The 17,179-nt window shown below is 32.9% G+C and carries 19 protein-coding genes; 16 read left to right on the top strand and 3 right to left on the bottom strand.

Annotated elements, in window-relative coordinates; genetic code table 11:
* The first annotated feature begins 31 nt into the window (after nucleotides 1–31).
* Nucleotides 32–2,137 (top strand): gliding motility protein RemB, encoded by a 2,106-nt coding sequence (locus AAC053_RS03025; RefSeq protein WP_339752625.1) that lies wholly within the window; start codon nucleotides 32–34, stop codon nucleotides 2,135–2,137.
* 3 nt (nucleotides 2,138–2,140) lie between these two features.
* Here the strand turns inward: AAC053_RS03025 and AAC053_RS03020 are convergent, their stop codons facing one another.
* Together AAC053_RS03020 and AAC053_RS03015 are read right to left on the bottom strand one after the other, a co-directional pair.
* Nucleotides 2,141–2,827 (bottom strand): MBL fold metallo-hydrolase, encoded by a 687-nt coding sequence (locus tag AAC053_RS03020; protein ID WP_339752622.1) that lies wholly within the window; start codon nucleotides 2,825–2,827, stop codon nucleotides 2,141–2,143.
* A complete protein-coding gene (locus AAC053_RS03015) occupies nucleotides 2,809–3,021 on the bottom strand; it encodes a hypothetical protein (RefSeq protein WP_339752619.1) in 213 nt (70 codons plus the stop codon). Before AAC053_RS03015 ends, AAC053_RS03020 begins: the two co-directional genes overlap by 19 nt.
* A 168-nt stretch (nucleotides 3,022–3,189) precedes the next feature.
* Here AAC053_RS03015 and cyoE point away from each other — a divergent pair, with 168 nt between their 5' ends.
* From cyoE to tsaB, 15 genes are all read left to right on the top strand, one after another.
* Nucleotides 3,190–4,065, top strand: a complete 876-nt coding sequence (gene cyoE / locus AAC053_RS03010; RefSeq protein ID WP_339752672.1) for a heme o synthase — start codon at nucleotides 3,190–3,192, stop codon at nucleotides 4,063–4,065.
* Nucleotides 4,066–4,665: a cytochrome c oxidase subunit 3 gene (locus tag AAC053_RS03005; RefSeq protein WP_339752617.1), complete on the top strand. Its 600-nt coding sequence runs from the start codon at nucleotides 4,066–4,068 to the stop codon at nucleotides 4,663–4,665.
* Between the two features lie 36 nt (nucleotides 4,666–4,701).
* Complete coding sequence (locus tag AAC053_RS03000) at nucleotides 4,702–5,703, top strand: cytochrome c oxidase subunit 3 (protein ID WP_339752616.1); 1,002 nt, start codon at nucleotides 4,702–4,704, stop codon at nucleotides 5,701–5,703.
* A 19-nt stretch (nucleotides 5,704–5,722) separates the two neighbouring features.
* Nucleotides 5,723–6,169 (top strand): cytochrome C oxidase subunit IV family protein, encoded by a 447-nt coding sequence (locus AAC053_RS02995; protein ID WP_339752615.1) that lies wholly within the window; start codon nucleotides 5,723–5,725, stop codon nucleotides 6,167–6,169.
* Between the two features lie 156 nt (nucleotides 6,170–6,325).
* Nucleotides 6,326–7,045 carry a hypothetical protein gene (locus tag AAC053_RS02990; RefSeq protein ID WP_339752613.1) on the top strand — a complete coding sequence of 240 codons (720 nt, stop codon included), beginning with the start codon at nucleotides 6,326–6,328 and terminating at the stop codon, nucleotides 7,043–7,045.
* Nucleotides 7,038–7,802, top strand: coding sequence for an SCO family protein (locus tag AAC053_RS02985; RefSeq protein ID WP_339752612.1), 765 nt, complete (start codon nucleotides 7,038–7,040; stop codon nucleotides 7,800–7,802). The genes AAC053_RS02990 and AAC053_RS02985 overlap by 8 nt, the downstream gene beginning before the upstream one ends.
* A gap of 70 nt (nucleotides 7,803–7,872) precedes the next feature.
* Complete coding sequence (locus AAC053_RS02980; protein WP_339752610.1) at nucleotides 7,873–8,418, top strand: DUF420 domain-containing protein; 546 nt, start codon at nucleotides 7,873–7,875, stop codon at nucleotides 8,416–8,418.
* Between the two features lie 2 nt (nucleotides 8,419–8,420).
* A complete protein-coding gene (locus AAC053_RS02975) occupies nucleotides 8,421–8,663 on the top strand; it encodes a hypothetical protein (RefSeq protein WP_339752608.1) in 243 nt (80 codons plus the stop codon).
* Between the two features lie 115 nt (nucleotides 8,664–8,778).
* Nucleotides 8,779–9,480, top strand: a complete 702-nt coding sequence (locus tag AAC053_RS02970) for an ABC transporter ATP-binding protein (protein WP_339752605.1) — start codon at nucleotides 8,779–8,781, stop codon at nucleotides 9,478–9,480.
* A complete protein-coding gene (locus AAC053_RS02965; protein WP_339752602.1) occupies nucleotides 9,473–10,717 on the top strand; it encodes an ABC transporter permease in 1,245 nt (414 codons plus the stop codon). The genes AAC053_RS02970 and AAC053_RS02965 overlap by 8 nt, the downstream gene beginning before the upstream one ends.
* A 1-nt stretch (nucleotide 10,718) precedes the next feature.
* Nucleotides 10,719–11,978, top strand: a complete 1,260-nt coding sequence (locus AAC053_RS02960; protein WP_339752599.1) for an ABC transporter permease — start codon at nucleotides 10,719–10,721, stop codon at nucleotides 11,976–11,978.
* Nucleotides 11,979–12,007: 29 nt separating this feature from the next.
* Entirely contained in the window at nucleotides 12,008–13,171 is a 1,164-nt protein-coding gene (locus AAC053_RS02955) for an HlyD family efflux transporter periplasmic adaptor subunit (protein WP_339752596.1), read from the top strand.
* A gap of 48 nt (nucleotides 13,172–13,219) precedes the next feature.
* Entirely contained in the window at nucleotides 13,220–14,542 is a 1,323-nt protein-coding gene (locus AAC053_RS02950) for a TolC family protein (RefSeq protein WP_339752594.1), read from the top strand.
* Nucleotides 14,543–14,544: 2 nt separating this feature from the next.
* Nucleotides 14,545–15,846, top strand: a complete 1,302-nt coding sequence (locus AAC053_RS02945; RefSeq protein ID WP_339752591.1) for an efflux RND transporter periplasmic adaptor subunit — start codon at nucleotides 14,545–14,547, stop codon at nucleotides 15,844–15,846.
* Between the two features lie 18 nt (nucleotides 15,847–15,864).
* Nucleotides 15,865–16,536 carry a tRNA (adenosine(37)-N6)-threonylcarbamoyltransferase complex dimerization subunit type 1 TsaB gene (gene tsaB / locus AAC053_RS02940; protein ID WP_339752588.1) on the top strand — a complete coding sequence of 224 codons (672 nt, stop codon included), beginning with the start codon at nucleotides 15,865–15,867 and terminating at the stop codon, nucleotides 16,534–16,536.
* Here the strand turns inward: tsaB and AAC053_RS02935 are convergent.
* A partial coding sequence (locus AAC053_RS02935; protein WP_339752585.1) for a mechanosensitive ion channel domain-containing protein occupies nucleotides 16,533–17,179 on the bottom strand: 647 nt, incomplete at its 5' end. The genes tsaB and AAC053_RS02935 overlap by 4 nt on opposite strands.

The following is a 17,179-nucleotide window of genomic DNA, read 5'->3' as shown; positions in this document are numbered from 1 at the left end:
GTATCTTTCGGCCATTAAAATTTAGCCGTTTATGAAGCGCATTATTTGTATTGCTATTCTATTAATTTCTTCTTTTGGTTTTACTCAAACATTATCAACCTATGAGAAACCTCCTGTCTTTAGTGAGTGCAAAACGGAAGTTGTAGATCACATAAAATCGTGTTTTAATTATACGCTCAATAGTTTTATCTATAAAAATTTTAAAGTGCCTCAGATCGCTATTGATGAAGCGTATAAAGGTGATGTTCGGGTATTATTCGAAGTCAACAAAGAAGGTGAGTTTAAAGTGATTTATGCAGATGCTATATATGAAGAATTAAAAGAAGAGAGTAAACGCGTATTTAAATTACTACCAAAAATAAAACCTGCAACTTATAACGGTAACGCAACATTTGTTCAGTATAGTATTAGTATTGAGATACCACTTACCGAGCCTGTAAAAACATCGGATAAAACAACAGAAGTACAACTTACAGAAAGAGATAGTCTCAATGCGACATTATCAAATGAGTTTGACGCCATTGCAGATGAATTGAAACCTTATGAAAAGTTAGAATATAACAGTCAACTAAATGTGCCATTTACACATTCTTATTACGCGCGTTTTGATGATGAAATGAATGCGATTGGCACTAACAGCCATACTGCAGCTAAGCCATTTTTGTATAGCGATGTTGCTAGATATTACGATATTAAAGCAGAAAAAGAAAGTTTGGCTAAAGAAACCGATTCTTGGTTAGGAAGAAAATTGTACAATGAGCATTTAGTTGAAGTTCAGGCAGAAGACTATTGGTTTACAGTAGATCCTATTTTAGATTTACAAGTAGGTAGAGATTCAGAAACCGATTCTGGTTCTACATGGAATAATACAAGAGGACTTTTTATACAAGCGGGTTTAGGAAAGCGTTTTAATTTAACAGCTTCGGTTTATGAAAGCCAAGGACGATTTGCAGATTATTTTAATCAATATGCAGAGAGCCTAAAGGCCTTTGGACCAGATCCTGCAATTATTCCTGGGCGAGGTATCGCAAAGCGCTTTAAAGAAAACTCTTATGATTATCCTGTTGCAGAAGCCTATCTATCTTATACTCCTGCAGACTTTTTAAATATTCAATTTGGTCATGGTAAAAACTTTATTGGTGATGGTTACCGCTCTTTATTGCAAAGTGATGTGGCAAGTCCTTATCCATTTTTAAAGTTGAATGCCACTTTTTGGAAAATAAAATACACTAGTACATGGATGTGGCTAAAAGATGTAAGAGATGACGTAGTTGAAGGTGGCGCATTTTTAACTAAATACATGGCTAACCATTATCTAAGTTGGAATGTATCTAAACGTCTAAATATAGGTTTATTTGAATCCGTGATGTGGGCAGATACTAATGGTAGAGGTTTTGATGTCAATTATTTAAATCCGATTATCTTTTTTAGAGCTATAGAATTTCAAACAGGTCAGGATGCTGGGAATGCTATATTAGGCTTAAGTTCTAAGTACAAATGGAACAATAAAGTGAATTTATACGGTCAATTTATTGTTGATGAATTTTCATTAAGTGATGTCACTGGTGGAGATAAAAGCTGGAAAAATAAATTCGGCTTTCAATTAGGTGCTAAATATTTTAATGCTTTTAAGGTAGATAATTTGTTATTGCAGGCAGAATATAATCAGGTACGACCATATACTTATTCACATAATTCTATCATTTTAAATTACGCGAACTTTAATCAGCCTATGGCACATCTTTGGGGATCGAATTTTAGAGAAATGGTTTTAATTGGTCGTTATAACTATAAACGTTGGTTCGCAGACGCTAAATTTATAATTGGTGAGCGTGGTTTTGATTTTAATACAGCAGAAGATAGTCTTAATTATGGAGGTAATATTTTTGCAGATGAAGATAATCGGGTGAGTGATACTGGGATAAGAATTGGTCAAGGAAATAAAGTCAATAGTTTTATGACAGAAATACAAGCTGGTTTTCTGCTTAACCCAGCAACCAACTTAAAATTGTTTACAAACATCATTTACAGAGATTTTAATCCTGAGGCTATTACAGCTTCAACGACTAATTCTAATACGCTATGGTTTAGTATAGGTGTACGAACAGATATATTTAATTGGTATAATGATTTTTAGGAATTACTCTTCTCTTAAACTTTTATAAAAAGTAAGTCTAATTTTTTCGCTATTGATAAAACCAGTACCGAAACCTAAATCGTCATAAGTTTTAGTGAGACTAGTATTTGCTTTGACTTCATCCTCAGTTTTTCCTTCGTCTATTTCTTTTTGAATATTAGTTCTCAAAGCTTCAAGCATTTTCAAAAATCTTTTATAGTCTTCTTTATTAGATAATTTGCCATGCCCAGGAATAATCTGTGTGTCTTCATCAATAACCATTAAACCGCGTTTTACAGCTTCAATATAGCCGTTTACAGTTCCACCAGAATTTATATCAATATAGGGATAACGACCATTAAAGTAAGTATCTCCTGTATGTAAGACATTACTTTTTGTAAAATACAATAAAGCGTCGCCATCTGTATGCGCATTGGCTACATGGAACACAGCAATAGTTTCATCATTTATAGTAATATTAAGTTTATCATTAAATGTTATTACAGGGAGGGCTTCTTTGGGATTAAAGCTTCCGTCACGTTGTTTGGCTTCAAGACGTTTCTTTACATTGTCGTGAGCAATAATGGTAGCGCCAGCTTTAGTCATATTTTCATTTCCACCAGAATGATCACCATGATAATGTGTGTTTACTAAAAATCTTAGAGGTTTATTGCTAAATGATTTTATTGCTGTTAGAATTTTTTTAGACAATGGTGCAAACTATCATCAATAACAAAGACACCGTCATCGCCTACAGAGACACCAATATTTCCGCCAGCACCTTCAAGCATATAAGTATGCTCAGATAGTTTTGTGGTTTTAATTTCAACCTTGTCAAAGCGTTGCGCATAGATTGATGTTGAAATGAATAATATAAGGATTGGAAGATGTTTTATCGTTTTCATAGTGAAGATTTAAGTGCTTTTAGTCTTATAAAAATAAACAAACTTACAAGTAAGGCTTGGTGTTAAATTAAAACTAAGGCTTTACGTTGGTTAGAATTAATTTTCAAACTATCTTTGCACTCGCTAAGAATAGAACTAAAAACGTACAGTTTGAGCAGCACAAAATCTATGGTATCAACTGCTTCTGTGATAACAGATTTTAAAGAAATCACTAAGATGGGATTGTCCCTTAGTGTGGTGTTTTCTTCTATTGCTGGTTATCTTCTTGGAGCAGAAACCATAAGCTTTACAACATTAATTTTATTAGCTTTTGGAGGTTACTTTATGGTAGGTGCTTCTAATGCTTATAATCAAATTATTGAACGCGATTTAGACGCTTTAATGCATCGCACAAAGAATAGACCAATACCAGCTGGTCGAATGACTGTAAATACAGCATTTATAATTGCAACATCATTTACCGTTTTAGGATTAATAACGTTATACATCATCAACCCAAAAACTGCAATGTGGGGCGCTATTTCAATATTTTTATACACTTGCGTTTATACACCATTAAAGACTAAAACACCATTAGCAGTATTTGTTGGTGCCTTGCCTGGTGCAATTCCATTTATGTTAGGTTGGGTCGCTGCTCGAAATGATTTTGGTATAGAACCTGGAACGTTATTCGCTATTCAATTTTTTTGGCAGTTTCCACATTTTTGGGCTATTGGTTGGTTCTTATTTGAAGATTATAAAAAAGGAGGCTTCTTTATGCTGCCTACTGGCAAGCCAGATAAAGGAACTGCAGTACAAATTATAATGTATAGCGTTTGGACGATTTTGGCATCAGTAATTCCGGTATTTGGATTTACAGGAGATTTAAGATTGTCTATAGTTGGTGCTATTTTGGTGTTTATACTAGGTATGATAATGTTGGCGTACGCCTTTAAATTATTTAAAGATCGTACACCAAAAACTGCTAAACAATTAATGCTGTCTTCTGTATTTTATATTACCATGTTGCAGATTATATATGTTGCAGATAAATTTTTGAGATAAATGGATTTAACACAAGGAACACAAGAGGAGAAAAGAGCAAGATCTAAAAAGATGATATTGTGGTTCGGTATTGGCGCATTAATAATGTCTTTTGCAGGCTTAATCAGTGCTTTTATTGTAAGTAGTAAACAGCGACTAAATGAAGATTGGTTAAGTAATTATGAATTGCCAAATGCATTTCTAATAAGTCTTTTTGTTATTCTATTAAGTAGCCTCACATTTATATTGGCTAAGCGCGCATTAAAACAGAACAACCTAAAAATGGTAACCGTTTGGCTGATGGTGACTTTAGCTCTTGGAATTGTGTTTGTCTTTAATCAGTTAGAAGGGTTTAGACAAATCATAGAAGCAGGTTATAATTTTACAGGACCAACAAGTAATATTACAATGTCATATATCTATATTATAGTAGTATTGCATATAGGACACGTCATTGCTGGGTTGATATGCTTGATTGTCGTAATTTATAATCATTTTAAACAAAAGTATAATGCCAACAATATGCTGGGTTTAGAACTCGCAGCTAATTTCTGGCATTTTGTAGATGTACTTTGGCTTGTGCTCTTTTTGTTTTTATATTTTTTTAGATATATAATTTGATTATTTTTGTCCAATCTTAAAATTTAAATAAATTCTATGGATTCTACAGTAGAAAGTACTGGTACAGAAGGAAAAGCTTGGGGAGGAGGCAATAGACCTCTTAAGGCAAGTTACGGAAAGATGATGATGTGGTTCTTCATTGTATCAGATGCATTAACATTTTCAGGTTTCTTGGCAGCTTATGGTTTTTCAAGATTCAAGTTTATAAAAGAATGGCCAATTGCCGATGAGGTATTTACTCACGTGCCATTTTTGCATGGTCAGGAGTTACCCATGATATATGTAGCATTTATGACTTTTATTCTTATTATGTCATCTGTAACTATGGTGTTAGCTGTAGATGCAGGTCATCACATGAATAAAGCAAAAGTGACTATATATATGTTCTTAACCATTATTGGAGGAGCAATTTTTGTAGGCTCTCAAGCATGGGAATGGGCAACTTTTATTCAAGGTGATTATGGTGCTGTACAAACTAAAGGAGGAAATATTCTTCAATTTGGTGAAAATGTAACTATTGATGGAGTTGAGAAATTTAAGCGTATTTCAATAGATGATTTTGCAGCTGTTCAGTCAGGAGAGAGAGTTCAGCACGAACGTAAAAATGGACTTTGGTTTGAAGACGAAGGTGCATTACCACCTTACACAGTTAATGAAATATACAAGGGTTTGGCTGCTAACGATAATATCTTGGTTAGAACTCAAATCATTGATGAAAACGGCGAAAAGACAATATTGTCTAGAGGGGAATCTCTAAAGCAAATAAAAGAAAATGGCAAGTTAGTTGTAAAAGGTGCGAATCTTCATGTTAATGAATACGGAACAGCTTTATTCGCTGATTTCTTCTTCTTTATTACAGGATTTCACGGATTTCACGTATTCTCTGGTGTAGTAATTAACATTATTATTTTCTTTAATGTTATTCTAGGTACATACGAGCGAAGAGGAAGTTATGAAATGGTTGAAAAAGTAGGATTATATTGGCACTTTGTCGATTTAGTTTGGGTATTTGTATTCACGTTCTTTTACTTAGTATAAAAGAAATTAAGATTAAATTATGGCACACGAACATAAATTAGAAATATTTAGAGGCTTAGTTAAATTTAAGTCTAACACTAGTAAAATTTGGGGAATCTTAGTTTTCCTAACTCTTGTTACCTTGCTAGAGGTTGTACTTGGAATCTATAAGCCAGATGCATTAATAACACCATTGATGACACCTTTTGAAGGAGGTTTCTTAGCAACATTAGGAAATATCCTTTTCTCACCAATTATTTACATGAAGTCTTTAAATTTAATCTTCATTGTATTAACAATTGTAAAGGCTTACTATATCACTTGGGACTTTATGCACATGAGAGATGAAACAGGCAGTTTAAGAAAAATGGTTGTATGGACAGCAGTTTTCCTTATCGGTTATTTAATCTTCATCTTATTACAAGAAGGTGGTTATGTGTTTGAAGTTTACAATTCGGACGATGCACTAATCAAAAGAGACTTTTAAACGCATGCAAATGCGTTAAATAATATTAAAAGGTGGTTTTTATAAACCACCTTTTTTATTTTTACATTATGAAAGTTCATAATGTACATTTGGAAAAAAAATGGGTTCAAATCCAAAATACAGCCCTTTTAGAGATTGGCTTTTTAGTTCTAAAACATGAAAACAAGTAACACAAAACGAAATATTGTCTTAGGTATTTTATTCTTTTTACCAGTTGCTTTTTTATTAATGCTTTATCCCGCAAAGCATAATTATGAACCTTTGAATATTGTAAATAAAAAGGTCTCAGATATAGAGAATTTTTATTCAGATAGAAGAGATACTATTTTATTAGAAGACCACATCACCGTTTTAGGATTTTTAGGCAAGTCACCATTAACAAAATCTATTGCGGCTTCAAATCTTAAAGAGTTGGTGTATGATAAGTTTAAAGGGTTCAAAAAATTTCAAATTGTAATAGTGGTTCCTGAAGGTACAGAAGAAGACATAAAAGAATTGAAGAAAGAAATAAACACCTACGAAGACTTAAAATTCTGGCACTATGCTTTTGGTACAGAAGGTGAGATAAAGATGCTTTACAATGACTTAATGTCTAAAGTTGCACTAGATGAGGAATTATCTGTAGACAACGTATTCATTATAGATAAAGACTTAAATCAACGCGGAAGAATAGATGGTAGAGATGAAAAAGAAGTTGAAACCAATAAGCCTACTTTTAGTGTTTATTCCTATAATACAATTGAAGTTGCAGAAATTAAGAATATGATGAGTGACGATATGCGTATTTTATTTACAGAATATCGCCAAAAGCGAAAAGGGAAATTTGAAGATTCTAATACAAGAAGAGAAAAAGATTTAAAACAAAGTGATGAGTAAGAAAATAAATTATTCGTACATAGGAATTGCATTTATCATTTTAGTTTTCGGAATAATATTTATTCCGAAAATTATTGATCGTGTAAATAAAGATGATATCATTAGAGACGAAAGTAGAAGTAAAGATGTCTCAATATCTGAAAAAGGAGAAGGTAAAAATACCAATAAAAGTGATTTGGTATTTTTAGAAATAAATGGCCAACCTAAAAAAGTGCCAACGTTTAGTTTCACTAACCAAGATGGTAAAACCATTACAAACGAAGATTACTTAGGTAAAGTCTATGTCGTAGAATTTTTCTTCACAACCTGCCCTTCTATTTGTCCAATAATGAATAGAAACTTAGTCGAAATTCAAAATCAATTTAAAGACCTTAAAAACTTTGGCGTTGCTTCTTTTACTATAACACCAGGTATTGACACACCAGAAGTTTTAAAAGCTTATGCAGAAAAATATGGTATCAATAATCCAAATTGGCATTTAATGACGGGAAATGAAGGCGCCATATATAAATTGGCTAATGAAGGCTTTAATTTATATACGGCCAAAGATGAAACTGTCGATGGAGGATTTGAGCATTCGGGCAATTTTGCATTAATAGATAAAGAAGGTTTTATACGTTCTAGAAGAGACGCTTTCTCTAATCCTTTAATATTTTATAACGGATTGATTTCTGAAGCAGATGGTATTGATGAAGATGGTATTCCTCAGGAAATTACAATTCTAAAAGAAGATATTGCTAAATTATTGAAAGAGTAGAATTTTTGTCATTCCGAATTCTCGCACAGATCCCTGTCGAAATGTTGTTTCAGAATCAAAAGAAAGCCATATGGATTCAGTAAATAGAGAAAAAGAAAAGAAATATAATAAATGGATAGTAGCACTTTCAATTACTATACCAGTTGTAGTTGCTGCTCTATTTGGTGTTAATTTAAAAACATTAGGTTTTAATGTAACGCCATTAACTTTTTTACCACCAATTTACGCAGCAGTAAACGGGTTAACAGCTGTGGTTTTGATTTTTGCTGTTGTAGCAATTAAAAATAAAAATCGAAAATTGCACAAACGTTTAATGAAGTTTGCCATTGCGTTATCTATAGCTTTCTTACTGATGTATATTGCTTATCACACGACGAGCGATTCTACTAAATTCGGTGGAGAAGGTTTTATTAAGTACATTTATTATTTTATACTATTAACACATATAGTACTTTCAATTGTTATCATTCCATTTGTTCTTATTACTTATGTTAGAGCTATAACCAATAATATAGAACGCCATAAAAAAATTGCTAGAATCACATTTCCGATTTGGTTATATGTAGCAGTAACAGGAGTTATTGTTTATATTTTAATATCGCCATATTACGCTTAAAAATGAAACAAAAAACCGCCTTTTTATTTTTGTCGCTTTTCTTTTTTTTAAATACAAATGCGCAATGTGCAATGTGTAGAGCTGTACTTGAGAGTGAAGAGAGTCAATCTGCAGCAGAAGGCATCAATGATGGTATTCTTTTCTTAATGGCAGTTCCCTATATTTTGGTAGCTGCAATTGGCTATTTTATTTACAGAAAATATAGCAATCCAAAAAAGAATGAAAATACAGACGAAACCCTGTAACATTTTTTCAATTCAATAGTCTTTATCATACCAATTTAAAAGGAAGTCTTAACAAATTGTTGGCATAAAAATCACACGAATTTACTTAAAATTGCATTCGCTAACCTTCGGCCTTATGATTCAAATAAAAGATTTACATAAATCTTACCAAATGGGAAGCAATTCTCTTCATGTTTTAAAGGGTATTAACTTTAATGTAAAAGAAGGTGAGCTTGTATCTATAATGGGGTCTTCGGGCTCTGGTAAGTCAACATTACTAAACATATTAGGGATGTTAGATGAGCCAGATGAAGGGCAATATATTCTCGATGGTGTACCTATTAAAAACCTAAACGAAAAAATTGCTGCACAATACAGAAATAAATTTTTGGGATTCATTTTTCAGTCCTTCAATTTAATAAATTATAAGTCTGCCTTAGATAATGTTGCTATGCCCTTATATTATCAAGGATTAAAACGTAAAGAGCGCATAGAAAAAGCTAAGCATTATTTAGAAAAAGTTGGTCTAACACAATGGTCTCAACACTTACCGAGTGAATTGTCTGGAGGTCAAAAGCAAAGAGTGGCTATTGCAAGAGCCTTAGCTAGTGATCCAAAGGTGCTATTGGCTGACGAGCCTACAGGAGCTTTAGATTCTGTTACCTCCCATGAGGTGATGGAATTAATACAGGGCATTAATGATGAAGGTAAAACGATACTTATTGTTACTCATGAGACAGATATTGCTCAAATGACTAAACGCATCGTTAATCTTAAAGATGGTGTGATTATAGATGATAGTAAAGTAGAACAAGTTAGAGCCAAACAAAATGTTTGATATAGAGCGCTGGCAAGAAATATTTGACACATTAAAGAAAAATAAACTTAGAACAATTCTTACTGGAGTTTCTGTGGCTTCAGGTATTTTTATTTTAGTGGTACTTCTAGGTTTTAGTTCAGGGATACAAAATGGTGTGACTGAACAATTTTCAGGTGATGCGACTAACCGAATTAGTATAAGAACACGAAGTACAACCAAAGGTTATAAAGGTTTAAATCCTAATAGACGAATTCAACTTAAAAACGAAGATTTTTTCACTATATCTAATACTTATGATGACTATTTAGAATATAAATCTGCCGGTTATTCTATTTGGGGCGGTCTTATGAATTATAAAAATGAATCAGGGAATTACAGTATAAGAGGGGTTTATCCGGATTTTCAGTTTATTGAAAATGCAGAAATGCTAGAAGGCCGCTTTATTAATCACGGAGATATAGAAGAGTCGAGAAAAGTAATAGTTGTTGGTAATAAAGCTAAGAAAGAATTATTCAAAGGAAAAAACCCTGTAGGAGAACTTGTATCTGTCTTTGGAATCAATTTTAAAGTTATAGGTGTTTATACAGATCCAGGAGGTGAGCGAGAAGAGGGTAGTGTTTATATTCCTATTTCTTCAGCTCAAATTGCTTTTAATGGTGGTGATAATATTAGAGATATGACTTTTACAGTTGCAATGTCCGATAACCTAGATGAAGCCTTGAAAATATCTAATGCCTTGGTCACAGCTATAGAGAATGACATCAAACAAAAACATATCATTGCTCCAGATGATAGAGCAGCTGTACGTATAGATAATTCTTTAGAGGAGGCTATAAAGATATACTCATTGATAGATATTTTAAAAGCGGTATTTTGGTTTGTAGGTATTGGGACTATTATAGCAGGTGTTGTTGGTGTTGGTAATATCATGATTATTATTGTTAAAGAGCGTACTAAGGAGATAGGTATTAGAAAAGCCTTAGGCGCCGAGCCTCTTTCAATAATTTGGATGATACTTCAGGAATCTATTTTTGTAACTATGTTTTCGGGACTATTTGGTTTAATAGTTGGATTAGGATTATTAGAAATTGTTGGGCCAACTATTGAAAATGATTTCATTAAATATCCTCAAGTAGATTTTAACACAGCGCTAACTACAGTTTTTATACTAGTGGCTACAGGTACACTCGCTGGGTTTATACCAGCATATCGTGCAGCAAAAATCAAACCTATAGTAGCATTAAGAGACGAATAAGATGTTTAATAAAGATCGTTGGAACGAAATATTAGAAGCACTTACAGCAAATAAGTTTAGGACTTTTTTGACTGCTTTTGGTGTGTTTTGGGGTATTACTATCTTAGTGCTTTTATTAGCGCTAACTAATGGATTAAAAAATGGTGTTGAAGCTGGTTTTAGTAATTTTGCGACTAATTCTATGTTCACTTGGGCCCAACGAACTTCAATACCATATAAAGGTCTTCCAAAAGGAAGGCGATTTAATTATAAATTAGACGATGTTGAAGCCATAAAAGCGGAATTCCCAGAGTTAAAATACGTCTCACCTCGTAACTCTCTCGGTGGATATCGTGGTGCCAATAATGTAACTCGAGGTACTAAAATAGGAGCATTTCAAATTTACGGTGATTATCCAGAATTTATTAATCAGTTACCTATGGATATTCTTCAAGGTCGTTTTATTAGCTACTCAGACATTAATGCAAAACGAAAAATTTGTGTTATAGGTATAGATGTTGTTAGAGGACTTTATGATAAAGAAGAAGATGTTATAGGATCTTATATAAAAATTAATGGTGTTAATTTTATGGTTGTTGGGACATTCAAAAATCCAAATAGCCAAGGAGATAAAGAGGAAGAAGCGAATACTATTTATATCCCATTTACAACATTTAGCCAGGCCTTTAATTTTGGAGACCGTGTGAGTTGGATGGCCATTACTGCCCACGATGTCTTTAGTATAACTGAGGTTAAAGAACGCGTATTTAGTTTTTTAAGAACAAGGCACACGGTTGATCCAAATGATGAACGCGCATTTGGACATAGAGATCTTTCAGAGCGATTTGCTAAGGTGGAAGGTCTTTTTTCAATCCTAACAATGATAGGATACTTTGTTGGTGCTCTCATATTATTATCAGGAATAATAGGCATAAGTAATATTATGCTTATTGTAGTAAAAGAACGAACTAAAGAGATAGGAGTTCGAAGAGCTCTTGGCGCAACACCTTGGAATATAAAAGGTCAAATACTTCAGGAAAGTTTGATTCTAACAATACTATCAGGTATGACAGGTGTAGCATTTGCTGGAGGAATAATTTGGTTAGCAAATTATATTTTAGAGAATAACGGTCCTGTTGAAAATTTTGCCAACCCAAGCGTTGGAATGCAGGTTGTGTTTATTGCACTTACAATTTTAGTGGTTTCGGGGCTGTTAGCAGGATTAATTCCTGCAAATAGTGCTACTAAAATGAAACCCGTAGACGCATTAAGAATTGAATAAATAAATATTACTAAAACAAGTATCAACTAATGAAACGTACAACTACAGTTATTATACTTTTAGTTATTGTGGCAACTTTTACAACGGCATTAATTTATCTTTGGCAGAAAAACCAAGAGGACCCAATTACATATTCCACTGAGATGGCATCAAATCAGAATATCGTCCTAAAGACTATGGCTACGGGAAGTATTGTCCCAAAAGAAGAAATATTAATTAAACCTAATATTTCTGGTGTTATTGAAGAAGTATTTATTGAAGCAGGTGAATATGTGAAATCCGGCGATTTAATTGCGAAAATTAGAGTTATTCCCAATGTGTCTTCTCTAACTAGTGCGAAAAATAATATTGCATCTAACCAAAATGCATTACAAACAGCTGAGATTAATTTTAAGACTCAAAAGGCTATTTATGATCGTCAAAAAGATCTCTTTGACAAGGGAGTAATTGCCGCGAACGAGTTCGACCAAGTAAATAACACCTATTTACAAGCAAAGCAAAGTGTTGAACAATCTAGAATTGATGTGACACAATCTCGTCAAAACTATGATATTATTAAAACAGGTACGACGTCTGGTTTAGGAAACATTGCGCAAACTCAAGTAAGAGCAACAGTATCCGGTATGGTATTAGATGTCCCAATTAAAGAAGGAAATCAGGTTATTGAGGCTAATAATTTTAATGAAGGAACCTCTATTGCATCCTTAGCAGATATCAAAAAAATGATATTTGAAGGAAAAATTGACGAAAGTGAAGTTGGTAAAATAAAAGAAGGTTTACCACTAGAAATAACTGTTGGAGCGATTGAAAATTTAAAGTTCGATGCGATATTAGATTATATAGCTCCAAAGGGAGTTGCTGAAAATGGCGCTATTCAATTTGAAATAAAAGGATCTTTAAAGAATATTGACTCTACTTTTATTAGAGCAGGATTAAGCGCAAACGCTTCAATTATTTTAGATAGGGTAGATAATGTTTTAGCGATAAAAGAAGCTTTAGTTCAATACGATCCTAAAACCAAAAAACCTTTTGTTGAAGTGGCTATTGGAGACCAGAAATTTGAAAGACGTAATGTAGAATTAGGTTTAAGCAATGGTATCTTTGTTGAAGTAAAAAATGGTATTTCAAAAACGGATGAAATTAAAGTTTGGAATCAATTGCAAGGCCTACCAAAATACGGAGGGCGTAATTAATTAAAATTTAGTGTAACACATAGAGATTTATAGAGACATATAAGCATTATGAAAAAATCAATCATCATAGCATTATTACTTTTTGGGTTTTTAATGCAAGGTCAAAACAAAAAATGGACGCTCAAGGAGTGCGTTGAATATGCATTGGAGAATAATATTTCCGTTAAGCAAAGTGAATTAAATGTACAACTTACAGATGTAGAAAAACTTACAGCAGTTGGTGGTTTTTTACCAACAATAAGTGCTGGTGGAAGTGTATCTAAGAATACGGGTTTAAGTTTCGATCCTACAACAGGAAACACATCTACTACAACATTTTTATCGGCATCTGGTAATGTAAATATTGGATATAACTTATTTGATGGTTTAAGAAATATTAGACAAGTTCAACGAGCAGAGATTTCAAAATTGGCGGCAAATTATAATTTGTCAAAAATGAAAGACGATATATCACTTTTTGTGGCAAATGGATATATTCAAGTCATATTAGGTAAGGCAAATTTAGAGGTTTTAATATCTCAAAACAACGTAACATTAGAACAAATAGAACGGACTAATAAATTAGTGGAGGCAGGTGCTTTACCAAGAGGTGATCTGTTAGAAATACAGGCAACGGATGCGAGTGAAAAACAAGCTATCGTAAATGCAGAAAATACAATTCAGATTTCATTAATTAGTCTCGCACAATTACTTCTTATTAAAGATTACGAGAATTTTAATATTGAAGATGAAGGTTATGATATTGTAGATGAAGGAATTTCTGGTAAGTCAGTAACTGAGATAATTGAAAGTGCTAAAGCAAATAGATCGGAGATTAAAATAGCAGAACAAAACGTAGCTTTAGCAGAAAAGGATGTGCAACTTGCAAATGGATCTTATTGGCCAACACTTAGAGCCTTTTTAGGATACGATACGCGTTATACAGATGGGAATACAATACCTTTTAATGAACAAATTTATTTAAATGATGGTATTGGTTATGGATTGAGTCTTAATATTCCAATATTAAATGGTTTTTCTGTAAGAGGAAATGTGCAACGAAATAAAATTAACCTTGAACGCTCTAAGTTTCAATTAGAGCAAGAAGAATTAAATTTAGAATCTACAGTATATCAGGCTTATGTTGATGCTAAAGGAGCTCTAAAATCTTTTGAAGCAGCAAATATAGCATTAGAATCGCAAGAGTTGGCATACGATTATGCTAAGGATCGTTACGATGTTGGGTTAACAAATGCCTTTGATTTTAGTCAATCAAAACTCAGATTTGATAATGCAAATATTGAATTAAATCGTGCTAAATACGATTATATTTTTAAGCTAAAGGTTCTCGAATTATATTTCGGAATTCCTGCAACTGAATTAAAGTTTTAATTATGAGCAAAACAGTAAAAATTATTATAGGAGTTGTCATTCTTGCACTTATCGTTTTAGTTGCAGGCTCTAAAATGGGGTGGTTTGGTAAAAAAGGAAATTTTAAAGAAGTTACTGTTAAGGAAGTCACTCTAAAAGATATTGTTGAAACCGTATCTGCTACAGGTAAAATTCAACCAGAAGTAGAAGTGAAAATATCATCTGAAGTTTCAGGAGAAATTTTAGAATTACCATTTAAAGAAGGTCAGGAAGTTAAGAAAGGAGACTTACTTGTTAGAGTAAATCCAGATTTAATTCAATCGGCTGTTAGTAGATCTCAAGCGTCTTATCAAAATTTTAGAGCAGGTTTAGAGCAGGCAGAAGCAAGTTTAAAACAAGCAAAAGCAGATTACGATAGAAATAAGTCTCTATTTAATAAAGGTGTTATTTCTAAATCCGATTGGGACCGTTCAATTGCAACTTACGAAACAGCAGTTGCAGGTAAAAGTTCTGCTTATTATAGTGTGCAAAGTGCAGCCGCTACAGTTAACGAAGCAAAAGATAATTTAAACAGAACAACTATATACGCACCAATGAGCGGAACAATTTCGCTTTTAAGTGTAGAATTGGGTGAGCGTGTTGTTGGGACACAGCAAATGGCTGGTACTGAAATTTTGCGTGTTGCTAATCTTAATAATATGGAGGTTGAAGTTGACGTAAATGAAAACGATATTGTAAAAGTTAATATAGGAGATACAACAATTGTTGAGGTAGATGCTTATTTAAAGAAGGAGTTTAGTGGTGTTGTTACTGAGATTGCAAATTCAGCCGCCGGAAATTTAGCAGCAGATCAGGTTACCAATTTTAAAGTAAAAGTTAGAATTTTAGAAGAGTCTTATAAGGACCTAACAGAAGGAAAACCTGAAACCTATTCCCCTTTTAGACCAGGAATGACGGCTACAGTAGATATTATTACAAAAACACGCAAAGATGCAATTTCGGTTCCAATAAGTGCAATTGTCATTAAAACAGATACAAGTTCAACGAAAAAGCCTTATGGTAAGACGTCTGAAATTGAAGAAAATGATTTACCAAAAGAGGAAAAAAAGTTTGAATGTGTTTTTGTAAATGAAAACGGTAAGGCTAAGTTAAGAGTGGTAGAAACAGGCATTCAAGATGATACTAATATTGAAATTATTTCAGGACTAAGTAAAGATGATAAAATTATAACAGGTCCTTATAATATGGTCTCTAAGACACTTAAACCAGGCGACCTTATAGAAGAAAAAAATAAAAAAACAGAACCTTCAGACAAAGAAGAATAGTCTAATACATAATTGCTAATGGCATTAGTGCTCAATATCGAAACAGCAACTACAAATTGTTCAGTCTCTCTATCTAAAGATGGAGAGACTTTAGTTTTAAAAGAAGATAATAGCTCTGGGTATTCTCATGCTGAAACTTTACATCTGTTTATCGATGAGGTTTTTACAGTTTCAAAATTAAATCCTACTGAGATTGATGCTGTTGCAGTGAGCAAAGGGCCTGGTTCTTATACAGGTTTACGTATTGGTGTGTCTTCAGCAAAAGGCTTATGCGTTGCATTAAATAAACCTTTAATTGCTGTAGATACTTTAGAGAGTTTAGCCTATCAAATAAAAATTGAAGAAGGCTATATAATACCAATGCTTGATGCTAGACGTATGGAAGTATATTCAGCTATATATAACTCTAAATTAGAGTTGCACAGAGAGATTAAAGCAGAAATTTTAACCGAAGTAAGTTATAGAAATCTATTAAAAAGCAGTAAAGTATATTTTATTGGTAGTGGTGTAGAAAAAACAAAAAGTCTAATACAGCATCCAAATGCCTTTTTTATAGAAGGTAAATTGCCATCTGCAAACGAAATGGCTTTATTGTCAGAATTAAAACATAAAATAAGCGACATCGAAGATGTCGCTTATTTTGAACCTTATTATTTAAAGGATTTTATAGCCTTAAAAAAGAAGGTTTAGCCTTTTTTTTGTATTTCGACTGCGTGAGGGTAAGGAATTTCTATTCCAGCTGCATCTAACGCGTTCTTCACATTTTCGTGGGTTTCAAAATAAACATCCCAATAATCTGCAACAGTGCACCAAGGTCTTACAGCAAAGTTTACAGAGCTGTCTGCCAATTCTGAAACATTTACAGTTGGAGCAGGATCATTTAAAATTTTTGCGTTAGATGTCAAAACAGTCATTAAAACGTCTTTTGTTTGTTTTATATCAGAATCATAACCAACTCCAAAAGTTAAGTCCACTCGCAGTTTTCCTTCTGTGCTATAGTTAACGATGTTTCCATTAGATAAAGCTCCATTTGGTATTATAACCTCCTTGTTTGTAGGAGTTAATAGCTTAGTGGTAAAAATTTCAATCTCTTTTACAACACCTAATTCTCCTTGTGCTTCAATAAGATCTCCAATTTTAATTGGTTTGAAAATCATAAGTAAGACTCCGCCTGCAAAATTCCCTAAAGAGCCTTGTAGCGCTAGTCCAATAGCCAAACCTGCTGCGGCAAGAATAGCAGCAAATGAGGTTGTTTCAATACCTACAGTACCTAACACAACTACAATTAAAACAATTTTTAAAATCCAATTAACAAGATTTAATAAAAACTTTT

Origin of the sequence: uncultured Winogradskyella sp., from assembly GCF_963975125.1 — a bacterium.
GTDB lineage: Bacteria > Bacteroidota > Bacteroidia > Flavobacteriales > Flavobacteriaceae > Winogradskyella.
The sequence above is the reverse complement of the archived record's forward strand: the minus strand, read 5'-3'. Positions and strand labels throughout refer to the sequence as shown.